The organism is Streptomyces pimonensis (assembly GCF_041380215.1).
GTDB lineage: Bacteria > Actinomycetota > Actinomycetes > Streptomycetales > Streptomycetaceae > Streptomyces > Streptomyces pimonensis.
On sequence record NZ_JAHWZY010000015.1, the window covers coordinates 152,319 to 177,928 of the forward strand.

Sequence of the window (25,610 nt, forward strand, 5' to 3'; positions counted from 1 at the left end):
ACCTGAGCCTTCGGTGCGGCGACCACCCACCCGGACCCCTCCTCGTGGGCGGACGGGGGCCGCGGGCCGGCGGCCCGGGGGCCTGTTGCTGCGCGGCCGGGGACGTCGCACCGCCGAGTGCGTCAGCGGTCCGTCACACGGATCTCGAACCAGGTGGTCTTGCCGCGGGGCAGCAGGTCGACGCCCCAGCGGTCGGCGAGCTTGTCGACGAGGAAGAGACCCCGGCCGCTGATGTCCATGTCCTGGACCGGCATGAGACAGGGCAGTCCGCGGGAGGGGTCGCGGACCTCGATCCGGATCCAGCCGCGTCGGTGGCGCATGCGGAGGCCGAAGACCCGTGCGCCGGTGTGCCGCACGGCGTTGCCGACCAGTTCGGAGACGAGCAGGACGGCGGCCTCTGCGGTCTTGGCGGTGAGGCCCCACTCCCGCAGGACGATCATCTGGACGATCCGGCGGGCGGTGGCGGCGGACTCGGGACGGGACGGCAGCGGAACTTCCGCCTCCGTCGGATTGCCGAACAACTCCAGCGCCTTCAGCGCGTGTTCGTCCTCGACCGTCGGCGACCAGCGCGACACGGTCGCACGTCGGTCTCCCCGCGGCTGTTCCATGCCCTCCAGCCCCGCCATGCCCCCATCATGGCCGTCCGGGAAGTCCCCGGAGGCCGTTCCGGGGGAATGCGCCCCCCGCGCACCCCCTCCCGACAAGGGGCCGACGACATGTGCCGATGACACCTCGGAGCCCTCGGGAGCCCTCCCGACCGGCGAGAACGGCTCACTCTCGGGCAATCGACGGGCTCCCTCGACACGGACGGCTTAAGGGTGCACCAAGGCTCCCACAATCCGCCCCATCGAGGGACCCCAATCAGACATCGCGTCAATTGCGGGACCCCGGAAGCACTCTCACCGGAACTTCGCCTTGCCGGGCCCTTCCTCCACGAAGCTGCGCATCCCCCGCTCACGGTCCTCGGTGGCGAACAGGCCCGCGAACCAGTTCCGCTCGACGGCGAGGCCGGTGTCGATGTCCGTCTCCAGTCCGGTGTCGATCGACTCCTTCGCCGCGCGCAGCGCGATCGCCGGCCCCTGCGCCAGCTTCGCGGCCCACGCGTGCGCCTGCGCGTGGACCTCGCCGGCGGGCACCACCCGGTCCACCAGACCGAGCGCCAGCGCCTCGTCGGCCCGCACCTGACGTCCCGTGAAGATGAGGTCCTTGGCCTTGGACGGCCCGATCAGCCGGGACAGCCGCTGGGTGCCGCCCGCGCCCGGGATCAGACCGAGCAGGATCTCGGGCTGGCCCAGCTTGGCGTTCTCCCCGGCGATCCGGTAGTCCGCGCAGAGCGCCAGCTCGCACCCGCCGCCGAGCGCGTAGCCGGTGACGGCGGCCACGACCGGCTTGGGGATGCGGGCCACGGCCGTGAAGGAGTCCTGGAGGGCCTTGGAGCGCAGGACCATCGCCGTGTGGTCCATGGCCTGCATCTCCTTGATGTCCGCGCCCGCCGCGAACACCTTCTCCCCACCGTGGATCACCACGGCGCGCACGTCCTCGCGCCGCGTGACCTCCTCGGCGAGCTCCTTCAACCGGTCCTGCGAGGCGATGTCCAGCGCGTTCATGGGCGGCCGGTCCAGCCGCAGCGTGCCGACGCCTTCGGCGACTTCCAGATGTACGGTCATGCCCCGCAGGTTAGCGGTCGTTCACACACGGAGGTACCGGGGGTGCGTCGCGGGCGCCCGGTGCGGTCCCCTCACCGGGCGCACCCGCTCCGGCGACGCGTCCGGCACGGGTTCCGGCCGGGGACGCGAGCCCGGCGACGGGCGGCCGGTGCCGCCGTCGGCGTCATCCGCCGGCCGCGTCCGGATTCCCGGTCGTGGTGGCGCGGCGGCCGGCCCCGGGGGCTCCCGGGCGGACGGGCGTCGGCAGGGTCCGCCCCAGGCGGGCGAGCGGGGAGAGCGCCATCAGCACGGGGGACAGCAGCAGGCCGGCGGCCGTCACCAGGAGGCCGGTGCGCAGGCCCCACTGCTCCGCGAGGAGGCCGCCGAGCAGGGAGCCGAGCGGGGTCAGGCCCATGCCGGCGAAGGTGATCGTCGCCGCGACGCGGCCCTGCATCCCGTCCGGGGTGACGGCTTGCCGGACGGCCATGACCGTGACGTTGACCAGTTGGCCGAAGGCGCCGAACACGAGGTTGACCGCCACGAGCACGGGGACCGTCACCGCGGCGGGTCCGTGCAGCACGGGTACGCACAGCAGCACGCCGTCGCCGAGCACCGCCGCGGACACGAGCACCGTGCCGTAACCGAACCGGCCCGGCAGACGGGCGGCGAGCAGCGCCCCCAGGAGCGCGCCCGGCCCGGTCGCCGCGAGCGCCAGCCCGACGGCGGTGCCCGACAGGTGCAGCTCTCTGGGCAGAAAGAGCAGGTAGACGGTCATCATGGCCGCGAAGGAGAACTGGAAGGCCGCGGAGGCGAGACCCACGGCCCGCAGCACGGGATCGCCGGCGACGAAGCGGAGGCCCTCCTGGATCCGCCGCCGGACCCCGGCGGGCCGCTCCACGCGCCCGGACGTCGATTCGCGGCGGATCCGCCGGATCGACAGGAACGACAGCACGAAGAACAGCGCACCGGACGCGAGGGCGACCGGCGCCGACAGCAGGGACACCAGCGCGCCACCGAGAGCGGGGCCGCCGATCTGGGCCGCGGACCGGCTGCCCTCCAGCGCGCTGTTGCCCGGCTGCAGCTGATCGCGTCTCACCAGGCGTACCAGGGAGGTCTGGTACGCCACGTCGAAGAAGACGGAGAGGGCCCCGACGGCGAAGGCGGCCACGAGCAGGGACGGCAGTCCGAGGACGCCGAGGAGTCCGGCCGCGACGACGGCGCCCAGCACCACGGCCCGGCCGGCGTCCGCCTGCGCCATCACCGTACGGGTCCGCCACCGGTCCACCCACGCGCCGACGAAGAGCGAGAGCAGCAGGATCGGCGCCTGCCCCACCGCGCGCAGGACGCCCAGCCGGCCGGCGTCGACGTGGAGCGTCAGGACGGCGGTCAGCGGCAGCACCACCAGGCTCACGTGCTCGCCCAGCTGGGAGACGCTCTGGCCCACCCAGAGCCGGCGGAAGTCGGCGTCCCGCCACGGACCGGAGGGGGCGGAGCGACGGGGAGCGGAGGAAGGACCGGACGGCACGGGACCCCTTGAGCTGCCGAGGAGACGAGACCCGCCACCCGGCGCACGACAGGGTGCGCCGACGGTTCGGGCAGGGAAGGCTCGCTGTGCCACGGCTCGAGGGCGGCACGCGATGACGGGCCGACGACGGCCCACGACGTCAACGCGCGCTCGGACGACCGACCATGTTCTCCACTCCTCGTGGGTCACTCACCACCCGCACAGTAGTCCGCGGCGCTCCGACGGGAAACCGGTTACGGGCCGGGACGGACGTCCCTGTGCGGCCCCGCCCCCCGGACGGGGCGCGGGCGTGGACGGCAGCGGCCCCGGTGCGGTACCTCGCACCGGGGCCGGACGCGTCGCGCGCGGGGCCTAGGCCTTCCACTTCTCCCAGGACATGTTCCAGCCGTTGAGGCCGTTGTCCGGGGCGATGGTGGCGTCGTTGGAGTTCCTGACCTCCACGACGTCGCCGATCAGGGAGTTGTTGAAGAACCAGGCGGCCGGCGCCTGCTTGTCCCACCCGCCGCGGACGTCGCGCAGGCCGACGCAGCCGTGGCTGGCGTTGCGGTTGCCGAAGGCGTCGCCGCCCCAGTAGTTGCCGTGGATGAAGGTGCCGGAGGTGGACAGGCGCATGGCGTGCGGGACGTCCCTGATGTCGTACTCGCCGCCGTAGCCGACCGTCTCGCCGTTCATCCGGGTCACCGTCAGCTTCTCGGTGATGACCATCTTGCCGTTCCAGGTCTCGTAGCCGGGCGCGCCGGTGGTGACCGGGATGGTCCTGATGACCTTGCCGTCCCGCTCGACCTTCATCGTGAGCTTCTTGGCGTCGACGACGGAGACCTGCTCGCGGCCGATGGTGAAGGAGACCTTCTTGGACTGCTCGCCGTAGACGCCGTCGCGGCCCTCGACCCCGTCGAGGTCGAGGTCGACGGTGACCTTGGTGCCGGCCTTCCAGTACTTCTCGGGGCGGAAGTCGAGGCGGTCGTTGCCGAACCAGTGGCCCTCGACCTCGACGGCCGGCTCGGTGGTGATGCGGATGGCCTTCTCGACGTCCTCGGGGTTGGTGATGCCCCGGGTGAAGCGGAGCGAGAACGGCATGCCGACGCCGACCTTGGAGCCGTCCTCGGGGGTGAAGTGACCGATGAAGGTGTTCTTCGGCGTCAGGGTGGTGAAGCTGGAGTCCTCGGCGGCGGTGCGGCCCTCGGAGTCCTTGGCGACCGCGTGCACCGTGTACTCGGTGGAGGCGGCCAGATGGGTGGACGGCGTCCAGGTGGCGCCGTCGCCGGATATCTCGCCCTCGACCTCGTTTCCGTCCGGATCCTTGACGACGACCTCGGTGAGCCTGCCCTTGCTCGCGCTCACCTTCAGCGCGCCGCTGGTCCCGACGGACTTCGCGCCGTCCTCGGGCGCGATGCCGACCACGGCCTCGGACTGCCCGCTCTGCGCGGCGGTGGAGGCCTTGCCCTTGCCGTCGCCCGAGCCGGCCCCCGGCTCCGGGCCTCCGCCGCCGCAGGCGGTCACCGCCAGCATCACGCCGAGCGCCAGCGCCGCCAGCCTCCTGCCGCCACGCCCCCGTGCGCCACCCGGCGCCGACCCCGATATGGGCCCCACGTTCACTTGTTTCTCCCCTCGGCGGGCCCAGTCCCTGCCGGACCCGCGCCCCCGCGCGCCCCTCGCGCGCTCGGGCATAGTAACCACAGGCCAGAGGGGTTCGGGGCGACGGATTCGTCACCGTTCCGTCTCAAGTTCGACGGGCCCGCCGGGGTTCACTTCACCGCGCTGCCCGCCTTCCACTCCCTCCAGTTCATGTTCCAGCCGCCGAGGCCGTTGTCCGGGGCGACCTTCCGGTCCTCGCTGTTGACGACCTCGACGACGTCGCCGACGAGGCTGCGGTCGAAGAACCAGCCCGCCGGGGTGTCCGCCCCGCCGCCCTTCACGTCGCGCAGACCGACGCAGCCGTGGCTGACGTTGGAGTCGCCGAAGACCTCGGCGTCGGCCCAGTAGTTGCCGTGCAGGAAGGTGCCGGAGCTGGTCAGGCGGATGGCGTGCGGGACGTCGGGGATGTCGTACTCGCCGCCGAAGCCGACCGTGCGGCTGTCCATCCGGGTGACCTCGAGCATCTCGGTGATCACCATCTTGCCGTTGTACGTGGGCGTCCTCCGCGCCCCCGCCGTGATCGGCACGGTGGCCAGCAGTTCCCCGTCCCGCCGCACCCGCATGGTGTGCGCGGCGGCGTCGACCACCGAGACCTGGCTGCGGCCGACGGTGAAGGCGAAGGTGCGGCGCTGGAGACCGTAGACGCCCGGCGCCCCCTCGACGTCGCGCAGGTTCAGGTCGACGGTGACCTCGGTGCCGGGCTTCCAGTACTCCTCGGGGCGGAAGTCCAGCCGGGAGTCGCCGAACCAGTGCGGGCGGATCTCGACGGCCGGGCGGGCGGTGACGCGGACGGCGCGTTCGACGGCCGCACGGTGGACGATCTTCCGGTTGAACTCCAGGGAGACGATCATGCCGGTGCCGACGGTGGAGCGGTGCTCCGGGGCGACGTAGCCGATGAAGCGTTCCTCCGGGACCCAGGTGGTGAAGGTGGTGTGCCGGGCGGAGCGGCGGCCGCCGCCGTCCACGGCCACCGCGTCGACGGTGTACTCGGCGGCCAGCGCGAGCCGTTCGTCGTCGGGCTTCCAGGTCAGTCCGTCGGCGGAGACCCGCCCGGGGACGGGCGACTCGCGCGCGTCCTGCTCCACGACGACTCTCACCGACTCCAGCCGCCCGTCCGGCACGCGCACCCGCAGCGCCGTGTCGGGACGCACGTCCTTGCTGCCGTCGTCGGGCGACACGCGGATGGCGTCCTCGGCGGCCGGGGGCCCGAGCGCCCCGCCGACGGTGCCCTCCCCGGTGCAGCCGACGGCTCCGGTCAGCAGTCCTGCCCATGTCACTACGGCGGCCAGCGCGGCCCTCGCGCGCCGTGCGCGCCCTTGTACGTACCTCACGCGGTACCCAACGACGGGCCTCGTCTCCGGGAAACGACCATGCCGTCCCCGGGGAAACGTGAGTGCGAGGCGCCCTCTGGGCAGAACCCTGGAAGGACGACGCGCCGGGGAGCCTCGGCCGGGCCGATGACCGGGCCGTGCACCCCTGTCCGCCGCCGTCCCCCACGAGCCGCGGGAGGCTGACAGGTGTCCAGCGCAGCCGAGCAGGAGGCGGTGGCCGCAGAGCGGGCCACCGGGGAGGGGCGCCCGGCGGCGGTCGTGAACGGCGCGCGGCCTGCGCCGCCCGTGCCCACGGCGCCGGTGCGGCCGGGCCGGCCGACGCCGCTGGGCGCCCGGTTCCGGACCGGCCCGGACGGGGTGGCGGGGACCAACTTCGCCCTGTGGGCGGGCGGGGCGGAGGGGGTCGAGCTGTGTCTGTTCGACGAGCGGGGCGGGGAGAGCAGGGCCCGGCTCACCGAGCTGACGCACGGGATCTGGCACGGCTTCGTGCCGGATGTGCTGCCCGGCCGGCGCTACGGCTACCGGGTGCACGGCCGCTGGGACCCGTGGACCGGCGCCCGCTGGAACCCCGCGAAGCTGCTGCTCGATCCGTACGCCCGCGCGGTGGACGGGGACTTCCGGCTGCCGCCCGAGGTGTACGGGCACGTCCGCGACTGGCCGGAGCAGCACGTCGCGGACACCGTGCGCGACGACCGGGACTCCGCGCCGTACGTCCCCAAGGGGGTGGTCGTCCACGACGACGACGACTGGGCGGACGACCGCCGGCCGAAGACGCCGTGGGCGGACTCGGTGATCTACGAGCTGCACGTCAAGGGCTTCACGCAGCGGCACCCGGGCGTCCCCGAGGAGCTGCGCGGCACCTACGCCGGTCTCGCGCACCCCGCCGCGATCGAGCACCTGGTGGGACTGGGCGTCACGGCCGTGGAGCTGTTGCCGGTGCACCAGTTCGCGCACGAGGACCACCTGCTGCGGCGAGGGCTGCGCAACTACTGGGGCTACAACTCCGTCGGCTACTTCGCGCCCCACGCGGGTTACGCGGCCTCCGGGACGAGGGGGCAGCAGGTCGGCGAGTTCAAGCGGATGGTGCGCGCCCTGCACGCGGCCGGCATCGAGGTGATCCTCGACGTGGTCTACAACCACACCGCGGAGGCGGGCGAGCTGGGCCCCACGCTCTCCCTGAAGGGCGTCGACAACCGCGGCTACTACCGCCTCCAGCCGGACGCCCGCCGGTACGCCGACTACACCGGCTGCGGCAACACCCTGCACGTCGTCCAGCCGCACGTCCTGCGTCTGATCACCGACTCCCTGCGCTACTGGGTGACGGAGATGGGCGTCGACGGCTTCCGCTTCGACCTGGCGGCGGCGCTGGCCCGCTCGATGCACGACGTCGACATGCTCTCCCCGTTCCTCGCGGTGATCGCGCAGGACCCGGTGCTGCGCCGGGTGAAGCTGATCGCCGAGCCGTGGGACGTGGGCTCCGGGGGCTACCAGGTGGGCGCGTTCCCGCCCCTGTGGACGGAGTGGAACGACCGGTACCGCGACGCCGTGCGGGACTTCTGGCGGCACGCGCTGCCGGACGTGCGGGAGATGGGCTACCGGCTGTCCGGCTCCAGCGACCTGTACGCCTGGGGCGGGCGGCGGCCGTACGCCTCGGTCAACTTCGTCACCGCGCACGACGGTTTCACCCTGCGCGACCTGGTGTCGTACGGGCGCAAGCACAACGAGGCGAACGGTGAGGGCAACCGGGACGGCACGGACGACAACCGGTCCTGGAACTGCGGCGCGGAGGGGGAGACGGCGGACGAGGGCGTACGGGCCCTGCGGCGGCGGCAGCTGCGGAACCTGCTGACCACGCTGCTGCTGTCGACGGGCGTGCCGATGCTGGTCGCGGGCGACGAGATGGGCCGCACCCAGCGCGGCAACAACAACGCCTACTGCCAGGACAACGAGATCGGCTGGGTGGACTGGACGCTCGTGGACGACCCGGACTGGCGGCCCCTGCTGGAGCTGACCTCCCGGCTGATCGCCCTGCGCCACCGGCACCCGGTGCTGCGCCGCCGGTCCTTCTTCTCCGGCCGGACGCACTCCGCGGACGGGCTGCGCGACTTGGCCTGGTTCACCCCGCGCGGCACGGAGATGACCGAGGACGACTGGTACGCGCCGGCCGCCACGCTCGGCATGTACCTCTCCGGGCGGGACATCCCGGGGCGCGACGAGCACGGGGCGCCGATCCTCGACGACAGCTTCCTGGCCGTCCTGCACGCGGGGCACGACCCGGTGGAGTTCGAGCTGCCGGGGCCGCCGTGGGCGGGACGGTACGAGGTGGTCGTCGACACCGCGCGGGAGGAGCAGGACCGGGCCCCGGCCGTGGAGCACCGCGGGGGGACGCGGATCACGGTGCCGGACCGGACGGTGCTGCTGCTGCGGGTACGGACCTGACCGGCGGTGGTGCCGCCGCTCAGCCGAGGATGCCCCGGTCGTACCCCACCGCCACCGCGGCCGCGCGGTCCTTGGCGCCGAGCTTGCCGAAGATGTGGGTGAGGTGGGTCTTCACCGTCGCCTCGCTGATGAACAGTTCGCGGGCGATCTCGCGGTTGCTCGTGCCCTTGGCGACCAGGGCCAGCACCTCGCGCTCGCGGGTGGAGAGCGGCTCGTTGCCGGGGGCCGCGGGGGCGCGGACGGCGGAGACCAGGCGGGAGGCGACGGCCGGGGAGAGCACCGTACGGCCCCGGGCCGCCGCGCGGACGGCGGTGAACAGCTCCTCGCGGGGCGCGTCCTTGAGGAGATAGCCGGTGGCGCCCGCCTCGAGGGCGGGGATCGTGTCGGAGTCGGTGTCGTACGTGGTGAGGACGAGGACTCGGGCGCGGGCGCCGCGCCGGGACAGTTCCCGGATGGCGTCGACGCCGCCCCCGCCCGGCATCCGCAGGTCCATGAGGATCACGTCGGGGTCCAGGGCGGCGGCCCGTTCCAGCGCCTCGACGCCGTCGGCGGCCTCACCGAGGACGCGGAATCCGGACGCGGTGTCGAACATGCCGCGCAGGCCGTCCCGTACGACGGGGTGGTCGTCGACGATGAGGAGGGAGATCACGGCGTCATCGGTCATGGCGGACCAAAGGTACGCGAGCCGAGACCGCCGTGCCGCCGCCGGGTTCGGACTCGATGGTGAGGGTCCCGGCGACGCGTTCGGCGCGGGCCCGCATGCCGTCGAGGCCGAAGCCGCCGCTGGGGGTCCCCCCGCTCGTGGGGGTCCCCCCGCTCGAGCGAAGCCGAGGGTGGGGGAGAAGCCTAGGGTGGGGGAGAAGCCGGGAGTGGGGAAGGGTGCGCGCGGGGACGGCGGGCGGGTCGAAGCCCCGGCCGTCGTCGCGGATGTCGAGGGTGACCTCGTCGCCCATGTAGGACAGGGTGACGCCGACCCGGGTGGCGTCGGCGTGGCGGGCGGCGTTGGACAGGGCCTCCTGGACGATGCGCAGCAGGGTGGCCGCCACCTCGTCGTGCAGCGGCTCGGTGGTGCCGGTGACGGTGAACCGGGCCTGTACGCCGGTGCGTTCGCCCCACTCCGTGACGGTCTTCTTCAGCGCGTCCGGCAGTCCGCCGTCGGCGAGCGCGACCGGGGAGAGGTTGTGCACGGAGCGGCGGGCCTCACCAAGGCTGTCGCGGGCCAGGGCGAGGGCCCGGCCGGTGTGCACACGGGCCAGGTCGGTGTCCCGGGTGTTCGCCACCACCTGGAGCTGGGCGATGATGCCGGTCAGGCCCTGGGCCAGGGTGTCGTGGATCTCCGCGGCCAGCCGTCGGCGCTCGTCGACGACACCGGCTTCTCTAGCCCGGACGAGGAGTTGGGCGTGCAGGGCGGCGTTCTCGTCGAGAGCCTGCTGCAACGCCGTGTTGGTGCGCTCGAGTTCGGCGATGGTCTCCAGGCGGGCCCGGCCCCGGGCCTCCTCCAGGCCGGCGAAGTGACCGAAGAGGAGGACCAGGACGCTGTTGGCCGCGAGAAGGGCGCCGAAGAGCATCCAGCCCAGCCCGTCGCCCGGCGGCAGCCCGCCCGACTGGGAACCTGCCATGGTCACAGCGGTGGCGAACAGACCGGCCTTGCGCAGACGGCGGGGAAGCAGGCGCTCGACGCTGAAGTAGCCGATGACGGCGTAGAAGGCGAACAGCGGGTTCAGCCAGGTGAGGGCGAACCCGGTCGCCCAGCGCAGGGCGTAGTGCCGGGCGCTCGCCATGGACGGCCCGGGACGGGCGGACACTCCCCTGGCCCACCACAGCTCCAGCGCGACGGCCACGACGATCAGGACACCGCACACCCCTCGCTCACCGGTGCTCATGCCGAGGGCGTCGGCGGTCGCCCAGGCGATCAGGGTGCCCATGACCAGGAGTCCGTAGGGGCCCCAGCGGTCGAACACGGCCCACCGGTCCTCGAGCGCCGTCGTCTCCGTCATGGCGTCATTGTCGGCCACGTCCGCGCATCCGCTCCGCGTCGTCACTCCCAGCGGAACCAGCGCGAGGCCGCCGCCGTGAGCAGCACCGTCCAGACCGCCAGTACCCCGAGGTGGCTCCAGGCCGGCCAGCCGCCGGCCGCGGCCTCGTTCAGGGACTGGGCGGCGGCGCCGAACGGGGTCCAGCCGATGATGTCGGCCAGCGCGTCCGGCATGGCCTCGACCGGCAGCCACACACCCGCGCAGAACATCGTGGGGAAGAGCGCGGTCGACCCGATCGCGGTGGCGATCTTCGCGGTGCGCGCCAGGGCGGAGAGCACGGAGCCCAGGGCGAGGGAGGCGAGGAGGGCGAGCAGCAGGGCGAGGAGGTAGCCGAACGCCTGCTGGGGCAGCGCCACGCGGAAGGCGAGCCGGCCGACCGCGAGGGTGATCAGGGCGGAGAGCAGCGAGGCGGCGCCGAGCACCAGCATCTGCGCCGTGAGCAGGGCGGCGGGACGTACCGGAGTGGTGGACATCCGGCGCAGGACGCCGGTCTCCCGGTAGCCGGTGAGGGTCGGCGGCATGCCCTGCAGTCCGCCGACGATCAGCCCGAGGAGGACGGTCACCGGCACATAGGCGTCGACCGGACGCAGACCGCCGAGGTTCGGGGCGGACTCGCGGAAGGACGGGATGGAGCCCAGGACCACCAGCAGCAGGGTGGGGAAGAGCAGGACCCAGAAGATGCCGGCGGGTTCGCGCCGGAAGAGGCGGAACTCGGTCCGCAGGACGGCGGTGTCGAGGACGGCGGTGCTCATGCCGTGGCCTCCGTGAGGTCCAGGAAGGCGTCGTCCAGCGTGGCGTCGGTGACGCGCAGTTGGTGGGCGGTGACGCGGGTGCGGGCGAGGAGGGTGATGACGGCGTTGACCGTCTCGTCGGTGCCGGACAGCGTGACGCGGCCGTCCTTGTGGTGCACCGAGGCGAGCTCCGGCAGCGCGCTCAGGTCGGCGTCGTCCAGCGGGACGGACGGGGTGAAGCTGATGACGGTGGCGCCCGCCGAGCGGCGGATCAGTCCTGCCGGGGTGTCCAGTGCGGCGACCCGCCCTCTGTCGACCACCGCGATGCGGTCGCAGAGGCGCTGCGCCTCCTCCATGAAGTGGGTGACGAGGAGGACGGTGACGCCGCCCGCGCGGATGTCCTCGATGAGTTCCCAGGTGTCGCGCCGTGCGCGCGGGTCGAGGCCGGTGGTCAGCTCGTCCAGCACCACGATCCGCGGATTGCCGATCAGGGCGAGCGCGATGAACAGGCGCTGCTTCTGGCCACCGGACAGCCTGGCGAACCGGGTGGTCAGCTTCGGGGTGAGACCGAGCCGTTCGGCGAGCGGACGCCAGTCGGCGGGACGGGGGTAGAAGGAGGCGTACAGCTCCAGGGCCTCGCGGACGGTGAGCTTGGGCTGCAGCTCGCTCTGCTGGAGTTGGGCGCCGAGGACGCGGGTGACCTCCTCGTGGTCGGTGACGGGGTCGAGGCCGGTGACGCGGACGCGGCCCGCGTCGGGGACGCGCAGGCCCTCGACGCACTCCACGGTGGTGGTCTTGCCGGCGCCGTTCGGGCCGAGGATTCCGAAGATCTCGCCCTCCTCGACGGCGAAGGAGACACCGTCGACGGCCGCACGGCCTCCGTAGGACTTGCGCAGATCGGTGACGTCGATGACGGACATGGCTCCAGCGTCGCCGTGCCGGGGCCCCGGCACATCGGCCGGTGCGCTCGAACGGGTATCGGCCGATCGGCTGATACGGGGGTACGACTTCGGTGTCCGAGCAGGTCGTAGGACCAGCGGCCGAGGCCGGTCCGGTCAAAACCCGGTGGGCAGGGTCAGCAGCGATCCGTAGGCTCACCGCTGATGCCCACTACGCCTTCTCCCCCGGAACCCCGCTCCGTCGTGCGTACGCTGCTGCGGCTGTGGCCGTACGTACGGCCCGTACGGGCGCGGCTGTTCACCGCCGCGTCCATCGCGATCGTCGCCTCCTGCATCGGGCTGGTCATCCCGCTCGTCCTGAAGTGGATGGTCGACGGGCCGATCGCCGACCGGGACCCGGCGGGGGTGTGGCTGGGCGCGCTGTACCTGCTGCTGCTCGGGCTCGCGGAGGCGCTGCTGTTCGGGCTCCGGCGGTGGCTGGTGGCGCGCCCGCTGGCGCACGTCGAGGCGGAGATGCGGGCGGCTCTGTACCGGCACCTGCAGCGGCTGCCGGTCGCGTTCCACGACCGGTGGCCGTCGGGGCAGTTGCTGTCGCGAGCCACGACGGATCTGATGCTGCTGCGGATGTTCCTGGCCTTCCCCCTGACGTTCTTGCTGGTCAACGGGGTGACGATTCTCGTCGGCGTGATCATCATGCTGGTCCAGGACTGGACGCTGGGGCTGGTGATCCTGGTCCCGGCCGTGCCGGTGCTGATCACCTGCGTGGTGTTCGAGAAGCGGTACTCCGGGGCGGCGCGGCTGGCGCAGGACCAGGTGGGCGATCTGACGACGGTGGTCGAGGAGAGCGTGCTCGGCGTCCGGATCATCAAGGGGTTCGGGCGGCACCGCAGCCAGGCACGGGCGTTCCGGGAGCTGTCGGGGAAGCTGCGGGGGACGGAGCTGCACAAGGCCCGGCTGCTGGCGACGATCCTGGGCGTCATCGTGACGCTTCCCGAACTGGCGATCGGGGCGGCGCTGGTGCTGGGGGCCGTACGGGTGGCGGACGGGTCGCTGTCCGCGGGAACGCTGGTGGCCTTCCTGTCGACCGCGCTGGCGCTGCGCTGGCCGGTGGACTCGATCGGCTTCCTGCTGGCGATGAGCCAGGAGGCGGCGACGGCGACGGCGCGGTACTTCGAGGTGATGGACGAGGAGCCCGAGTCCCGCGCGACTACGGGCGGGCGTGCCGCCGGGGCGGCGCGGGCGGGCGCAGCGGCGCGGGCGGCCGGGACGCTGGGACGGCACGACCGCCCGCGCCGTGGCGGGGACGGCCGGGACGGCCTGGTTTTCCACGAGGTCGCCTTCCGCTACCCGGACGCGCCCTCCGGCACGGCACCCGTCCTGGACCGCATCGACCTCCACATCCGCCCCGGCGAGTCCCTCGCCCTCGTCGGCGCCACCGGCAGCGGCAAGACCACCCTCACCGCCCTCGTGCCGCGCCTGCACGAGGTGACCTCCGGCCGGATCACCCTCGACGGGAGGGACATCACCGAGATGCCGCGGGAGGAGCTGCGGTCCCGCGTCGCCGTCGCCTTCGAGGAGCCCACCCTCTTCTCCGCCAGCGTCGGCGAGAACGTGCTGATGGGCGGCGGAAGCGGCGAGGCGGACCTGGAACGCGCCCTCGCCGTCGCGCAGGCCGACTTCGCGCACGCGCTGCCGCAGGGCGTGGACACCCAGGTCGGCGAGCAGGGGCTCAGCCTCTCCGGTGGTCAGCGGCAGCGGCTCGCGCTGGCCCGGGCCGTCGTCGGGCGCCCCGACTTCCTGGTCCTCGACGACCCGCTGTCCGCGCTCGACGTGCACACGGAGGCCGCCGTCGAGGCCGCACTGCGCCGGGTGCTCGCGGACACCACCGCCCTCATCGTGGCCCACCGTCCCTCCACGGTCCTGCTCGCCGACCGCGTCGCCCTGCTCTCCGGCGGCCGGATCACCGCGGTCGGCACCCACCACGAACTGCTGCGCGACAACCCCGAGTACGCGCACCTCATGTCCGGCGCCCCCGCGGGGAGACAGGAGGACGAGCGATGACGGCTGCCACCACCGCACCCACCGAGGACGAGGACGAGGACCGGACCCCGCCGTCCGGCGACCCCTTCGACCAGGACCGGCTGCCCACTCCCCCGGGCGCCACCGGCGTACTGCTGCGTTCCCTGCTGTCGCCCCTGCGCGGCAGGGTGGCCGTCACCGCGCTGTTGCTGCTGCTCCAGCAGGCCGCCGTGCAGGCGGGGCCGCTGCTGGTGGCGTACGCCATCGACCGGGCCGTGCCCGCGTTCCGCGACGACGACAACGGGCCGCTGATCGCGGTGGCGGTGGGCTACCTGCTGTGCGCGGGGGCGGCCGGAGCGCTGCAGTACGGGTTCGTCACCGCCTCCGCCCGGGTCAGCCAGGACGTGCTGCTCGATCTGCGCGGCCGTATCTTCCGCCACGCGCAGGCGCTCAGCGTCGACTTCCACGAGCGCTACACCTCGGGCCGTCTCATCTCCCGCTCCACCACCGACGTCGAGTCCCTGCGGGAGCTGCTGGAGGAGGGCCTGCAGGAACTGGTCACGGTCGTCCTGTCGGCCGTCTACATCTCGGTGCTGCTGCTCTGGCTGGACCTCGGGCTCGGCGCCGTCGCGGTGGCGTCCTTCGTGCCGCTGTACCTGCTCGTACGGTCGTACCGGCGTCGGGCCGGGCGGGTGTACCGGAAGCGGTCGACGGCCATCGCGGCGGTGATCGTGAAGTTCGTCGAGACGATGAACGGCATCCGGCCGGTGCGCGCCTTCCGCCGGGAGGCCGCCAACGACGCCGACTTCGCGGTGCTGAACCGGCGGCACGAGCGGACCAACGGCGACGCGCTGCTGGAGATGGCCCGCTACGTCGTCGGTTCCCGGGTCACCGCCAACATCACCGTCGCGCTGATCGTGCTGTGGGGCGCCTACCGCGTGGCGGACGGGTCGCTGGAGCTCGGCGTGCTGGCGGCGGCGGTGCTGTACCTGCGCCGGCTGTACGACCCGATCGACCGGCTCGGCATGTTCCTGAACTCCTACCAGTCGGCGGTGGCCTCGCTGGAGAAGATCGCCGGGCTGCTGGCGCAGACCCCGTCCGTGCCCGAGCCGCCGGCCCCCCGTGAGCTGCCGGTCCGGCGCTGCGGGCTCCCCGGCCGCGAGGTCGTCTTCGACGACGTCCGGTTCGCGTACCGCACCGGCGACGAGGTGCTGCCCCGCTTCGGCCTCACCCTCCCGGCCGGGCAGACCGTCGCGGTGGTCGGCTCCACCGGGGCGGGCAAGTCGACCCTGGCGAAGCTGCTCGCCCGCTTCTACGACCCCACCGACGGCCGGGTGCTGCTCGACGGGGTGGACCTGCGCGACGTCACGGGACGCGATCTGCGGCGCGAGGTGGTGATGGTGACGCAGGAGGCGTTCCTGTTCTCCGGCACGGTCGCCGAGAACATCTCGATCGGCCGGCCGGACGCCACCCGTGAGGAGATCGAGCAGGCGGCGAAGGAGATCGGCGCGCACGACTTCATCGCCGCCCTGCCCGACGGCTACGACACCGACGTGCGCAAGCGGGGCGGCCGCATCTCGGCCGGTCAGCGCCAACTGGTTTCCTTCGCACGGGCGTTGCTGGCCGACCCGGCGGTCCTCATCCTGGACGAGGCGACCAGCTCGCTGGACGTCCCCGGTGAGCGGGCGGTGCAGCGGGCGATGGCGACGGTGCTGAGGGGCCGTACGGCGGTCGTCATCGCCCACCGGCTGTCGACAGTGGAGATCGCGGACCGGGTGCTGGTGATGGAGCACGGACGGATCGTGGAGGACGGCAGTCCGGCCGAACTCATCGCGGGCACGGGCAGGTTCGCCGACCTGCACCGGGCCTGGCGGGACAGTCTGGCGTAGCCGCGACGGCGCACAGGGGGACGGGCGGTGACCGACGCGCGCACGAGGGCCCCGGCACGCCCGACCGCCGAGGCGGGGCCCGCTGCCTGTGGTGGCCGGTGCCGCGGCAGTCGGGGCGGTGTGCGGCGGGCCTTCGCAGGCGTCCAGGTCCTGAACGCGCCGGCGGCCCTGGCACGGGGACCGGCCCGCACCCTTCCCGTAACGGTTCGCATACCGAACATGAACCTCCGGACAACGAACGGTTTCCGGACAAAGTTCTGACGCGCTCCTGACAGAAGTCGCGATTCCCTGCCACTCTTCCCACGGCCGCTCCACAGCAACCCCACCGCTGTCCGGCGGCCACGGCTCAGAGCACTTCCGTTCTGCCCGGCCGGCCCACCCGCCGTCCGGTCTCCCCAGGCCGCGCGACCCGCGGCCCCGCAGAAGGAGTCAGCGTTGAGAAGCAGGCCGTCCCACAGACGCACCCCCCGCACCACGCACCGCCGTGCCGCCGCCGTCGCCCTCGCCGGGGTGGCCGCGCTGATCGCCACGGCCGTGCAGTCGGGCACCGCCACCGCCGTCCCGGAGCGGACGCCGGCGGCGAGCAGGGCGAAGCCGGGTTCCGAGTCGGTCACCCTCACCCCCGCCCGGCGCGCCGAGCTGATCCGCGAGGCGAACGCCACCAGGGCGCAGACCGCGAAGGACCTCGGTCTGGGCGCGAAGGAGAGGCTCGTCGTCCGTGACGTCCTCAAGGACCGCGACGGCACCGTGCACGTCCGCTACGAGCGCACCTACGACGGCCTGCCCGTCCTCGGCGGCGACCTGGTCGTCCAGGGCGACACGGCCGGCGCGGCCGACTCCGTCGTCAAGGCCGCCCGGGCCGCGCTGAAGCCCGCGACCACCACCGCCGAGGTGCCGGCCGCGAAGGCCGAGCAGCAGGCGCTGTCCGCCGCGAAGGCCGAGGGCGCCGACGTGGACCGGGCCCCGCGCAAGGTGATCTGGGCCGCCGGGGGCGAACCGGTCCTGGCGTACGAGACGGTCGTCGGCGGTCTCCAGCACGACGGCACCCCGCAGGAGCTGCACGTCGTCACCGACGCCACCACGGGCGAGAAGCTGTACGAGTGGCAGGCAGTCCGGAACGGGACCGGCCACACCGTCTACAGCGGCACCGTCGACCTGACCACCACCCGGTCCGGGTCGTCGTACAACCTCACCGACGGGGCGCGCGGCGGACACAAGACGTACAACCTGAACCGGGGCACCTCCGGCACCGGCACGCTCTTCTCCGGCTCCGACGACGTCTGGGGCGACGGCAGCCCCTCCAACCTGGAGTCGGCCGCCGCCGACGCCCACTACGGGGCCGCGCTGACCTGGGACTACTACAAGAACGTGCACGGCCGCAGCGGCATCCGCGGCGACGGTGCGGCCGCCTACTCCCGGGTCCACTACGGCAACAACTACGTCAACGCCTTCTGGTCCGACAGCTGCTTCTGCATGACCTACGGCGACGGCTCCGGCAACGCCAACCCGCTCACCTCGATCGACGTCGCCGCGCACGAGATGACCCACGGGCTGACCTCGAACACCGCGGGCCTCAACTACAGCGGCGAGTCCGGCGGCCTGAACGAGGCGACCAGCGACATCTTCGGCGCGACCGTCGAGTTCTACGCCGACAACCCCTCCGACGTCGGTGACTACCTCATCGGCGAGGAGATCGACATCAACGGCGACGGCACCCCGCTGCGCCACATGGACAAGCCGAGCAAGGACGGCGCGTCCAAGGACAACTGGTACTCCGGCATCGGCTCGATCGACGTGCACCACTCGTCCGGCCCCGCCAACCACTTCTTCTACCTGCTGAGCGAGGGCAGCGGCACCAAGACCGTCAACGGTGTCACCTACGACTCGCCCACCTCCGACGGCCTCCCGGTCACCGGCATCGGCCGCGCAAAGGCGGAGAAGATCTGGTTCCGCGCGCTGACCACCAAGTTCACCTCCACCACCAACTACGCGGGCGCCCGCACCGGCACCCTGGCGGCGACCGGTGAGCTGTACGGCACGGACGGCGCCGAGTACAAGGCGGTGCAGGACGCGTGGGCGGCCGTCAACGTCGGCTCGCGCTCCGGCGACGGCGGCGGTGGCGGTACGTCCTTCGAGAACACCGCAGACGTGTCGATCCCGGACGCCGGCTCCGCGGTGACCTCCTCGATCACCGTCTCCGGACGGGCCGGCAACGCGCCCTCCGACCTCCGGGTCTCGGTCGACATCGTGCACACCTACAGCGGTGACCTGGTCGTCGACCTGCTGGCCCCGGACGGCACGGCGTACCGCCTGAGGAACCGCACCGGCGGCTCGGCGGACAACATCGACGAGACCTATACGGTCAACGCCTCCTCCGAGACGGCCAACGGCACCTGGAAGCTGCGGGTGCAGGACGCGGCGCGGTACGACACCGGCTACATCAACGGCTGGAAGCTCACCTTCCCGTAAAGAGCCGTGGTCGGAGCGTCGCCCCGGGTGGTCGGGCGCCTCCGGGGCGACGCTCCTTTTTTGCCGAGCCCATACGTTCCACTGGTTGGGCCTTTACCGAGGTCAGGCTGTTTTACACGCTCGCAACGTTCACCTCGGCGACTACTTTCGGCCAACATCATTCGACCCTCATGACATGTACGCGTCGTTGATGTCACTCTTCCTTCGCTCGCCGCACCACCGCACCACCCCGGTCGGCCCCCCGACCGCCCGGACCCCCACTTGGCACAAGGAGCTCGAGTGACTCCCTTCTACGCGCGTCACCAGCGCACCGCTCTGGCCGTCGCCACCACCGTCGTGGCCGGAGCCCTGCTCACCGTCGGTCTGACCACCGGTACCGCAGCCGCCGGCCCCGCGCCCGCCGGCAAGCCGGCACCGGCCGGCGCCCCGGTGCTGCTGTCCGCCTCCGCCCGCACCTCCCTCATCCGGGAGCAGCAGGCGTCGGCCGCCGAGACCGCCGACGAGATAGGTCTCGGCGTCAAGGAGAAGCTGGTCGTCAAGGACGTCGTGAAGGACGCCGACGGTACGGTCCACACCCGCTACGAGCGCACCTACGACGGACTGCCCGTGCTCGGCGGCGACCTGGTCGTGCACGAGCCGGCCTCCGGCGGCGCCAGAACCGTGACCAAGGCCGTCAAGGCGGCCGTCAGGGTGTCCTCCGTGACCCCGAAGATCGACGCGGGCAAGGCCGAGACGCAGGCGGTCGCCGCCGCCGAGGCGGCCGGGTCGGAGAGGACCGAGGCGGACTCCGCGCCCCGCAAGGTGGTCTGGGCCGCCGCCGGCACGCCCGTCCTGGCCTATGAGACCGTGGTCGGCGGCCTGCAGGACGACGGCACCCCGAACGAGCTGCACGTGATCACCGACGCCGCCACCGGCGAGAAGCTGTACGAGTGGCAGGGCGTCCACACCGGCACCGGCAAGGGCCTGTACTCCGGCACCGTCACCCTGGGCACCTACAAGTCGGGGACGACGTACCAGCTGTACGACACCGGCCGCGGCGGTCACAGGACCTACAACCTGGCGCGCGGCACCTCCGGCACCGGCACCCTGTTCACCGACGCGGACGACACGTGGGGCACCGGCACCGCCTCCAGCTCCTCCGCCGACCAGACCGCGGCCGTGGACGCCGCCTACGGCGCCCAGGTGACCTGGGACTTCTACAAGAACACCTTCGGCCGCAACGGCATCAGGAACGACGGCAGGGCCGCCTACTCCCGGGTCCACTACGGCAACAACTACGTCAACGCCTTCTGGTCCGACAGCTGCTTCTGCATGACCTACGGCGACGGCTCCGGCAACACCCACCCGCTGACCTCGCTGGACGTGGCCGCGCATGAGATGAGCCACGGCCTCACCTCCCACACCGCGGGCCTCAACTACAGCGGCGAGTCCGGCGGCCTCAACGAGGCGACCAGCGACATCCTCGGCTCGGGCGCGGAGTTCTACGCGGCCAACTCCTCCGACACCGGTGACTACCTCATCGGCGAGGAGATCGACATCAACGGCGACGGCACCCCGCTGCGCCACATGGACAAGCCGAGCAAGGACGGCGCCTCGAAGGACTACTGGTCCTCCGGCCTCGGTTCGGTCGACGTGCACTACTCCTCGGGCCCCGCGAACCACTTCTTCTACCTGCTGGCCGAGGGCAGCGGCACCAAGACCGTCAACGGCGTGACCTACAACTCACCGACGTACAACGGCTCCACCGTCACCGGCATCGGCCGCGCCAAGGCACTGCAGATCTGGTACAAGGCGCTGACCACGTACTTCACGTCGACGACCAACTACAAGGCGGCCCGTACGGGCACCCTGAACGCGGCGTCGGCCCTGTACGGCTCCACCAGCACCGAGTACAAGGCGGTCGCGGCGGCCTGGACCGCGGTCAACGTCAGCTGATCCGTCCCCTCGCACGCCGGGCGGCACCCGGAGCGCTCCTCCGCTCCGGGTGCCGCCCCGGACGCGTCCCCGGGACTTCGGCCCCCTGGCCCCCGGTCCCCTCTAGTCTTGGGTCCCATGTCTTCGGCGGACTTCACCTACGACCACGTCGGCGGGACCCGTGAGCGGGGCTTCTGCCCTCCCGGCTTCCATCCGATGCACGTGCGCACGCGGCTCGGCGAGGGCGAGGACGTCTTCCGGCAGGCCGCTCGGGCGCTGCTCACCTGGGAGCTGCACCGCGAACTGGGGGTCGGCGTCGACACCGCCGCCGACCGCGCGGCCCCGGACGTCGACGTCACCATCACCCTCGCCGGGGTGGTGAAGGCGCCCTGCCGTGTGGTGTGGACGGTGGAGGAGCACCGCAGGGCCGGCTGGGCGTACGGGACCCTGGCCGGGCACCCCGAGTGCGGCGAGGAGTCGTTCGTCGTGGACCGCACCGGCGACGGGACGGTGTGGCTGACGGTGGAGGCGTTCAGCAGGCCGGCCCGCTGGTACTCCCGCGCGGGCGGCCCGGCCACCCGCGCGATGCAGCACGCGTACGCCCGCCGCTGCGGCAAGGTCCTCCGCCGCCTGGCCACGAGCGGCGTCGAACAGGACTGACCGCGCAGCCCCCGCAGCCTGCGGGCAGTCGCGCTTACCCCTGCCACCCTGACCTGCGGGCAGTCACGCCCACCCCCGCCACCCTGACCTGCGGGCAATGGTGCCTCCTCCAGCGCCTCGAAGGCCCGGGGCGGCGCCCCCAGGGCGGCACGGGTGGACGCGGGCGGCATCCGAGCGGTGTCGCACCACCGCCCCGCCATCGCAGGATGCGCCTCGGTGGGTCGTCCCCGCCGCCCCGCCCCGTCCCCGGGGGCGCCGCCCCGGACCTCCGCCCCTCGGACGCCGGAGGGGCTGAATGCAGCCGGAGGCTGCTACGACCTCACCTCATCAGCAGTCCCGCCGACTCCACCACGTCCTCCGACGGCACCGCGACCAGTCCCAGTTCCGCCCTGGACGCCAGCAGCCGGTGCCCGGGCAGGATCCGCACCGTGTACCCGAAGGGTCCCGTCCGGTCCAGGACCAGCGGCCCCTCGTACACCCAGCGCCCCTCCGGATCCGGCGACCCCACCGGCTTCAGCGGCACCGTCGTCGCGTCGGCGATCCGGTCCTCTCCGTCCACCCGCCCGGACACCGCCTGCACCTCGACGTCCTCCGGTTTCAGACCACCCAGCCCCACCCGCACCCGCAGCCCGAGCGTGGTGCCGAGTTCCGCGGTGGCCTCCGTCACGGACGTTTCGACGTGATCGACGGTCACACCGTGCCACGCCGCACGCACCCGCGCCTTCCACCCGGCGAGGGAGCGCGCGGAGTCCGGGTCCATCGCACGGTGCGCGTGCGCGGCGGGCGCGTACAACCGCTCCACGTACTCCCTGACCATCCGCCCGGCCAGCACCTTCGGCCCCAGCAGGCCCAGCGTCCGCCGCACCATCTCGATCCACCGGTCCGGCAGCCCGTCGCGCCCCCGGTCGTAGAAGCACGGGGTGATCCGCTGCTCCAGCAGGTCGTACAGCGCCGCGGCCTCTATGGCGTCGCGCCGGTCCGGGTCGGTTCCCGCGCCGTCCGCCGTGGGGACGGCCCAGCCGAAGTCGGGCTGGAACCACTCGTCCCACCAGCCGTCGAGGACGGACAGGTTGAGGCAGCCGTTGAGCGCGGCCTTCATCCCGCTGGTGCCGCACGCCTCCAGCGGCCTGAGCGGGTTGTTCAGCCAGATGTCGCAGCCGGGATAGAGCTTCTGCGCCATCGCCATGCCGTAGTCGGGCAGGAACACGATCCGGTGCCGTACGCGCGGGTCGTCGGCGAACCGGACCAGCTCCTGGATGAGCCGCTTGCCGCCGTCGTCCGCCGGGTGCGCCTTGCCCGCGACCACGATCTGCACCGGCCGCTCGGGGTGCAGCAGCAGGTCCGTCAGCCGGTCCCGGTCGCGCAGCATCAGCGTCAGTCGCTTGTACGACGGGACGCGCCGGGCGAAGCCGACGGTCAGCACGTCCGGGTCGAGCACCCCGTCGATCCAGCCCAGCTCGGCCGTGCCGGCGCCGCGCTGCCGCCAGGAGGCGCGCAGCCGCTCGCGCACCTCCAGCACCAGCAGTTCGCGCAGGGACCGGCGCAGCTCCCAGATGTCCTGGTCGGCGATGTCCGCGACGGAGTCCCAGCGGTCGGAGTCGCCGACGCTCAGCGCCTCCTCGGTGCGCCGGGCGCCGATCTGCCGGGCGCCGAGCCGGAACACCTCGGGGGCGACCCAGGTGGGCGCGTGCACCCCGTTGGTGACGGAGGTGATGGGCACCTCCTCCGGGTCGAAGCCCGGCCAGAGCCCGGCGAACATCTCTCGGCTGACGTGGCCGTGCAGCAGGGAGACGCCGTTGGCGCGCTGGGCCAGGCGCAGGCCCATCACGGCCATGTTGAACAGGTTGGGCTCGCCGCCGGGGTAGCTCTCCGTGCCCAGCCGGAGGATGCGGTCGACCTCCACACCGGGCAGTTCGGCGTGCGGGCCGAAGTGGCGGGCGACCAGTTCCCGGTCGAAGCGGTCGATGCCGGCCGGGACGGGGGTGTGCGTGGTGAACACGGTCCCGGCGCGCACCGCCTCAAGGGCCGCGTCGAAGTCCAGTCCCTCGGCGTGCAGTTCGGCGATGCGCTCCAGGCCGAGGAAGCCGGCGTGGCCCTCGTTGGTGTGGAACACCTCGGGTGCGGCGTGCCCGGTCAGCCCGCAGTACGCACGGACCGCGCGCACCCCTCCTATGCCGAGCAGCATCTCCTGGAGCAGCCGGTGCTCGCTGCCGCCGCCGTAGAGCCGGTCGGTCACCCCGCGTTCGCCGGGGCCGTTCCCCTCGACGTCGGAGTCCAGCAGGAGCAGCGGGACCCTGCCCACCTGGGCCAGCCAGATCCGGGCCCGCAGGGAGCGGTCGCCGGGCAGGGCGAGGGTGACCTGGGCGGGTGTGCCGTCGGGCTGTTCGAGCTGGTCCAGGGGCAGCTCGTGGGGGTCGAGCACGGGGTAGTGCTCCTGCTGCCAGCCGTCCCGGGACAGGGACTGCCGGAAGTAGCCGTGCCGGTAGAGCAGGCCGACGCCGATGAGGGGGACGCCGAGGTCGCTGGCGGCCTTGAGATGGTCGCCGGCGAGGATGCCGAGTCCCCCGGAGTACTGCGGCAGGGCGGCCGTGATGCCGAACTCCGGGGAGAAGTAGGCGACGGCGGCGGGCAGCCGGTCGGTCTGCGCCTGGTACCAGCGGTCGCCGGTCATGTAGGCGTCCAGATCGCCGGCGACCGTGTCGAGGCGGTCCAGGAAGTCGCGGTCGCCGGCCAGCTCGGCGAGCCGCTCGGTCGTCACGCCGCCGAGCAGCCGTACGGGGTCGCAGCCGGCGGCGGCCCAGCGCTCGGGGTCGACGGAGCGGAACAGGTCACGGGTCCCGGTGTGCCAGGACCAGCGCAGGTTGCGGGCCAGATCGCTCAGGGGCCGGAGGGGTTCGGGGAGCACGGGTCGGACGGTGAATCGACGGATCGCCTTCACAAGCCACCTCGGCGGGTTCGTGAGAGACGCGGTGTGCGTCCGGGTATCGTTGCCGACAGTACCGGCGTGGACACGCACCGCGCGGGAAGCCGGAGGACACGGGTACCTCCATACCCCCGGCCAAACGATTCGCCTCGGGACGGACATGGCCGATTCCGCCCCCGTGGGCGTCCCTGCCGCACCTCGCCCCGCGCCGGACGCTTCCCTTTCGGCGACTCGCCGGCGGACGTGAGACAGGCCCTGCCGGTCGGCGCCACCGACCGGCGGGACAAGAAACCGGCCTTTTCCCACTTCGGCTCCGCCCCGACCCGTTCGCCCCGGGATCTCGATTCGCCCCGGGATCTCGATCGCCTCGGCCTGCGCCGCGGGCGGCACCGCGCGGGCCGCCCGCTCCGGCACGTCGCTGGCGTCCCCGCACGTGCCGGGCGCGGCGGCGCCGTCCCTCGCCGGGCACCGGCGGGCGGTCCCGGCCCGGGCGGCGGACGCACTGGTCAAGGGGGCGGCGAGCGGGAGGGTGGCCGGGCACGGGCTCGGTTCGCCGAACCGGCTGCTCCGGGTTCCGCGCGCGGGGCGGCGCCCCCGTGCGGTGCCCGGCACCGGCCGTCCGGAACGGCACCGCGGCCGTGGGAGCGTGCCCAGCGACGGCCGGGTCCGTCCCGTGCGGGCGAGGCCGGTCTTGTGTGTCGACATACGCGTGAGTAGTTAACAAAGCGCCGGATTGCCCACCCGAACAGTATGGGAAGGCTCCTGCGGGTACTCCCTCGACAGCACCACGCAGGACCCACCTCCCCACAGTCATCCGCCCACCCACGTTGACGCGGACAGGAGCGGTCATGCCCGCCAAGCACCACTCGTCACCCCCTCCGACACCAGGCGCCCGGACCCCCGTGAAGCGCGGCGCCGGATCCTCCCCGGCCCGCCCCGCCGAGACCGGACCCCCGCCGCCGCCCTCCTCCGTGACACCGCCCTCCTCCGTGACACCGGCCCCCGCGCGCCCGTCCACGGGCCCCGCGACCACCGTGGGGCGCATCCCCGTCCTCGACGTCCGGCCGATGGTCCGGCAGGGGCGCCGGCCGGCCAAGGCCGTCGTGGGCGAGGCGTTCGAGATCTCGGCGACCGTGTTCCGTGAGGGCCACGACGCGGTGGCCGCCAACGTGGTGCTGAGGGATCCCGAGGGGCGTCCGGGGCCGTTCACGCCGATGCGGGAGCTCGCGCCCGGCACGGACAGGTGGGGGGCGACCGTCGCCGCCGGGGAGCCGGGACTGTGGACGTACACCGTGGAGGCGTGGGGCGATCCGGTCACCACCTGGCGGCACCACGCCCGGATCAAGATCCCGGCGGGCATGGACACCGAGATCGTCCTGGAGGAGGGCGCCCGGCTGCACGAGCGGGCGGCGGCCGACGTGCCCGGCTCCGAGTCCAGGGGCGTCCTGCTCGCCGCCGTGGACGCCCTGCGCGACGGGAGCCGTCCGGCCGCGT

At 73.0% G+C, this 25,610-nt stretch carries 17 protein-coding genes; 7 read left to right on the plus strand and 10 right to left on the minus strand.

Annotated elements, in window-relative coordinates; genetic code table 11:
• Positions 1 to 122 precede the first annotated feature (122 nt).
• The 5 genes from KYY02_RS17270 to KYY02_RS17290 all read right to left on the minus strand — a co-directional run bounded on the left by KYY02_RS17270 (position 123) and on the right by KYY02_RS17290 (position 6,137).
• Complete coding sequence (locus KYY02_RS17270; RefSeq protein WP_371238849.1) at positions 123 to 626, minus strand: ATP-binding protein; 504 nt, start codon at positions 624 to 626, stop codon at positions 123 to 125.
• A gap of 273 nt (positions 627 to 899) precedes the next feature.
• Entirely contained in the window at positions 900 to 1,667 is a 768-nt protein-coding gene (locus KYY02_RS17275) for an enoyl-CoA hydratase/isomerase family protein (RefSeq protein ID WP_371238850.1), read from the minus strand.
• Between the two features lie 163 nt (positions 1,668 to 1,830).
• Positions 1,831 to 3,171, minus strand: a complete 1,341-nt coding sequence (locus KYY02_RS17280) for an MFS transporter (protein WP_371238851.1) — start codon at positions 3,169 to 3,171, stop codon at positions 1,831 to 1,833.
• A 351-nt stretch (positions 3,172 to 3,522) separates the two neighbouring features.
• Positions 3,523 to 4,767 (minus strand): L,D-transpeptidase, encoded by a 1,245-nt coding sequence (locus tag KYY02_RS17285; RefSeq protein ID WP_371238852.1) that lies wholly within the window; start codon positions 4,765 to 4,767, stop codon positions 3,523 to 3,525.
• 149 nt (positions 4,768 to 4,916) lie between these two features.
• Complete coding sequence (locus KYY02_RS17290) at positions 4,917 to 6,137, minus strand: L,D-transpeptidase (protein WP_371238853.1); 1,221 nt, start codon at positions 6,135 to 6,137, stop codon at positions 4,917 to 4,919.
• A 186-nt stretch (positions 6,138 to 6,323) separates the two neighbouring features.
• On the opposite strand from KYY02_RS17290, the gene glgX reads away from it, so the two are divergent.
• Positions 6,324 to 8,576, plus strand: coding sequence for a glycogen debranching protein GlgX (gene glgX / locus KYY02_RS17295; protein WP_371238854.1), 2,253 nt, complete (start codon positions 6,324 to 6,326; stop codon positions 8,574 to 8,576).
• Between the two features lie 19 nt (positions 8,577 to 8,595).
• Here glgX and KYY02_RS17300 read toward each other — a convergent pair whose 3' ends face one another.
• The 4 genes from KYY02_RS17300 to KYY02_RS17315 are packed head-to-tail and all read right to left on the minus strand — an operon-like array spanning position 8,596 to position 12,263.
• On the minus strand, positions 8,596 to 9,240 hold the full coding sequence (locus tag KYY02_RS17300) for a response regulator (RefSeq protein ID WP_371238855.1): 645 nt from the start codon (positions 9,238 to 9,240) through the stop codon (positions 8,596 to 8,598).
• Positions 9,230 to 10,573 carry a sensor histidine kinase gene (locus tag KYY02_RS17305; RefSeq protein ID WP_371238856.1) on the minus strand — a complete coding sequence of 448 codons (1,344 nt, stop codon included), beginning with the start codon at positions 10,571 to 10,573 and terminating at the stop codon, positions 9,230 to 9,232. The genes KYY02_RS17300 and KYY02_RS17305 overlap by 11 nt, the downstream gene beginning before the upstream one ends.
• 41 nt (positions 10,574 to 10,614) lie before the next feature.
• Complete coding sequence (locus tag KYY02_RS17310) at positions 10,615 to 11,364, minus strand: ABC transporter permease (RefSeq protein WP_371238857.1); 750 nt, start codon at positions 11,362 to 11,364, stop codon at positions 10,615 to 10,617.
• Complete coding sequence (locus tag KYY02_RS17315; protein ID WP_371238858.1) at positions 11,361 to 12,263, minus strand: ABC transporter ATP-binding protein; 903 nt, start codon at positions 12,261 to 12,263, stop codon at positions 11,361 to 11,363. The genes KYY02_RS17310 and KYY02_RS17315 overlap by 4 nt, the downstream gene beginning before the upstream one ends.
• A 183-nt stretch (positions 12,264 to 12,446) precedes the next feature.
• Between KYY02_RS17315 and KYY02_RS17320 the strand changes: the two genes are divergently transcribed.
• From KYY02_RS17320 to KYY02_RS17340, 5 genes are all read left to right on the plus strand, one after another.
• On the plus strand, positions 12,447 to 14,303 hold the full coding sequence (locus KYY02_RS17320) for an ABC transporter ATP-binding protein (protein ID WP_371238859.1): 1,857 nt from the start codon (positions 12,447 to 12,449) through the stop codon (positions 14,301 to 14,303).
• Positions 14,300 to 16,150 (plus strand): ABC transporter ATP-binding protein, encoded by a 1,851-nt coding sequence (locus tag KYY02_RS17325; RefSeq protein WP_371238860.1) that lies wholly within the window; start codon positions 14,300 to 14,302, stop codon positions 16,148 to 16,150. Before KYY02_RS17320 ends, KYY02_RS17325 begins: the two co-directional genes overlap by 4 nt.
• A 435-nt stretch (positions 16,151 to 16,585) precedes the next feature.
• Positions 16,586 to 18,619 carry a M4 family metallopeptidase gene (locus tag KYY02_RS17330; RefSeq protein WP_371238861.1) on the plus strand — a complete coding sequence of 678 codons (2,034 nt, stop codon included), beginning with the start codon at positions 16,586 to 16,588 and terminating at the stop codon, positions 18,617 to 18,619.
• A 279-nt stretch (positions 18,620 to 18,898) separates the two neighbouring features.
• Complete coding sequence (locus KYY02_RS17335) at positions 18,899 to 20,554, plus strand: M4 family metallopeptidase (RefSeq protein ID WP_371238862.1); 1,656 nt, start codon at positions 18,899 to 18,901, stop codon at positions 20,552 to 20,554.
• A 117-nt stretch (positions 20,555 to 20,671) separates the two neighbouring features.
• Complete coding sequence (locus KYY02_RS17340; RefSeq protein ID WP_371238863.1) at positions 20,672 to 21,193, plus strand: DUF1990 domain-containing protein; 522 nt, start codon at positions 20,672 to 20,674, stop codon at positions 21,191 to 21,193.
• A gap of 319 nt (positions 21,194 to 21,512) precedes the next feature.
• Here KYY02_RS17340 and KYY02_RS17345 read toward each other — a convergent pair whose 3' ends face one another.
• Positions 21,513 to 24,131, minus strand: coding sequence for a glycosyltransferase family 1 protein (locus KYY02_RS17345; RefSeq protein ID WP_371238864.1), 2,619 nt, complete (start codon positions 24,129 to 24,131; stop codon positions 21,513 to 21,515).
• Between the two features lie 833 nt (positions 24,132 to 24,964).
• Between KYY02_RS17345 and KYY02_RS17350 the strand changes: the two genes are divergently transcribed.
• Positions 24,965 to 25,610 (plus strand): maltotransferase domain-containing protein (locus tag KYY02_RS17350; RefSeq protein WP_371238865.1); only part of this gene is annotated, 646 nt, incomplete at its 3' end.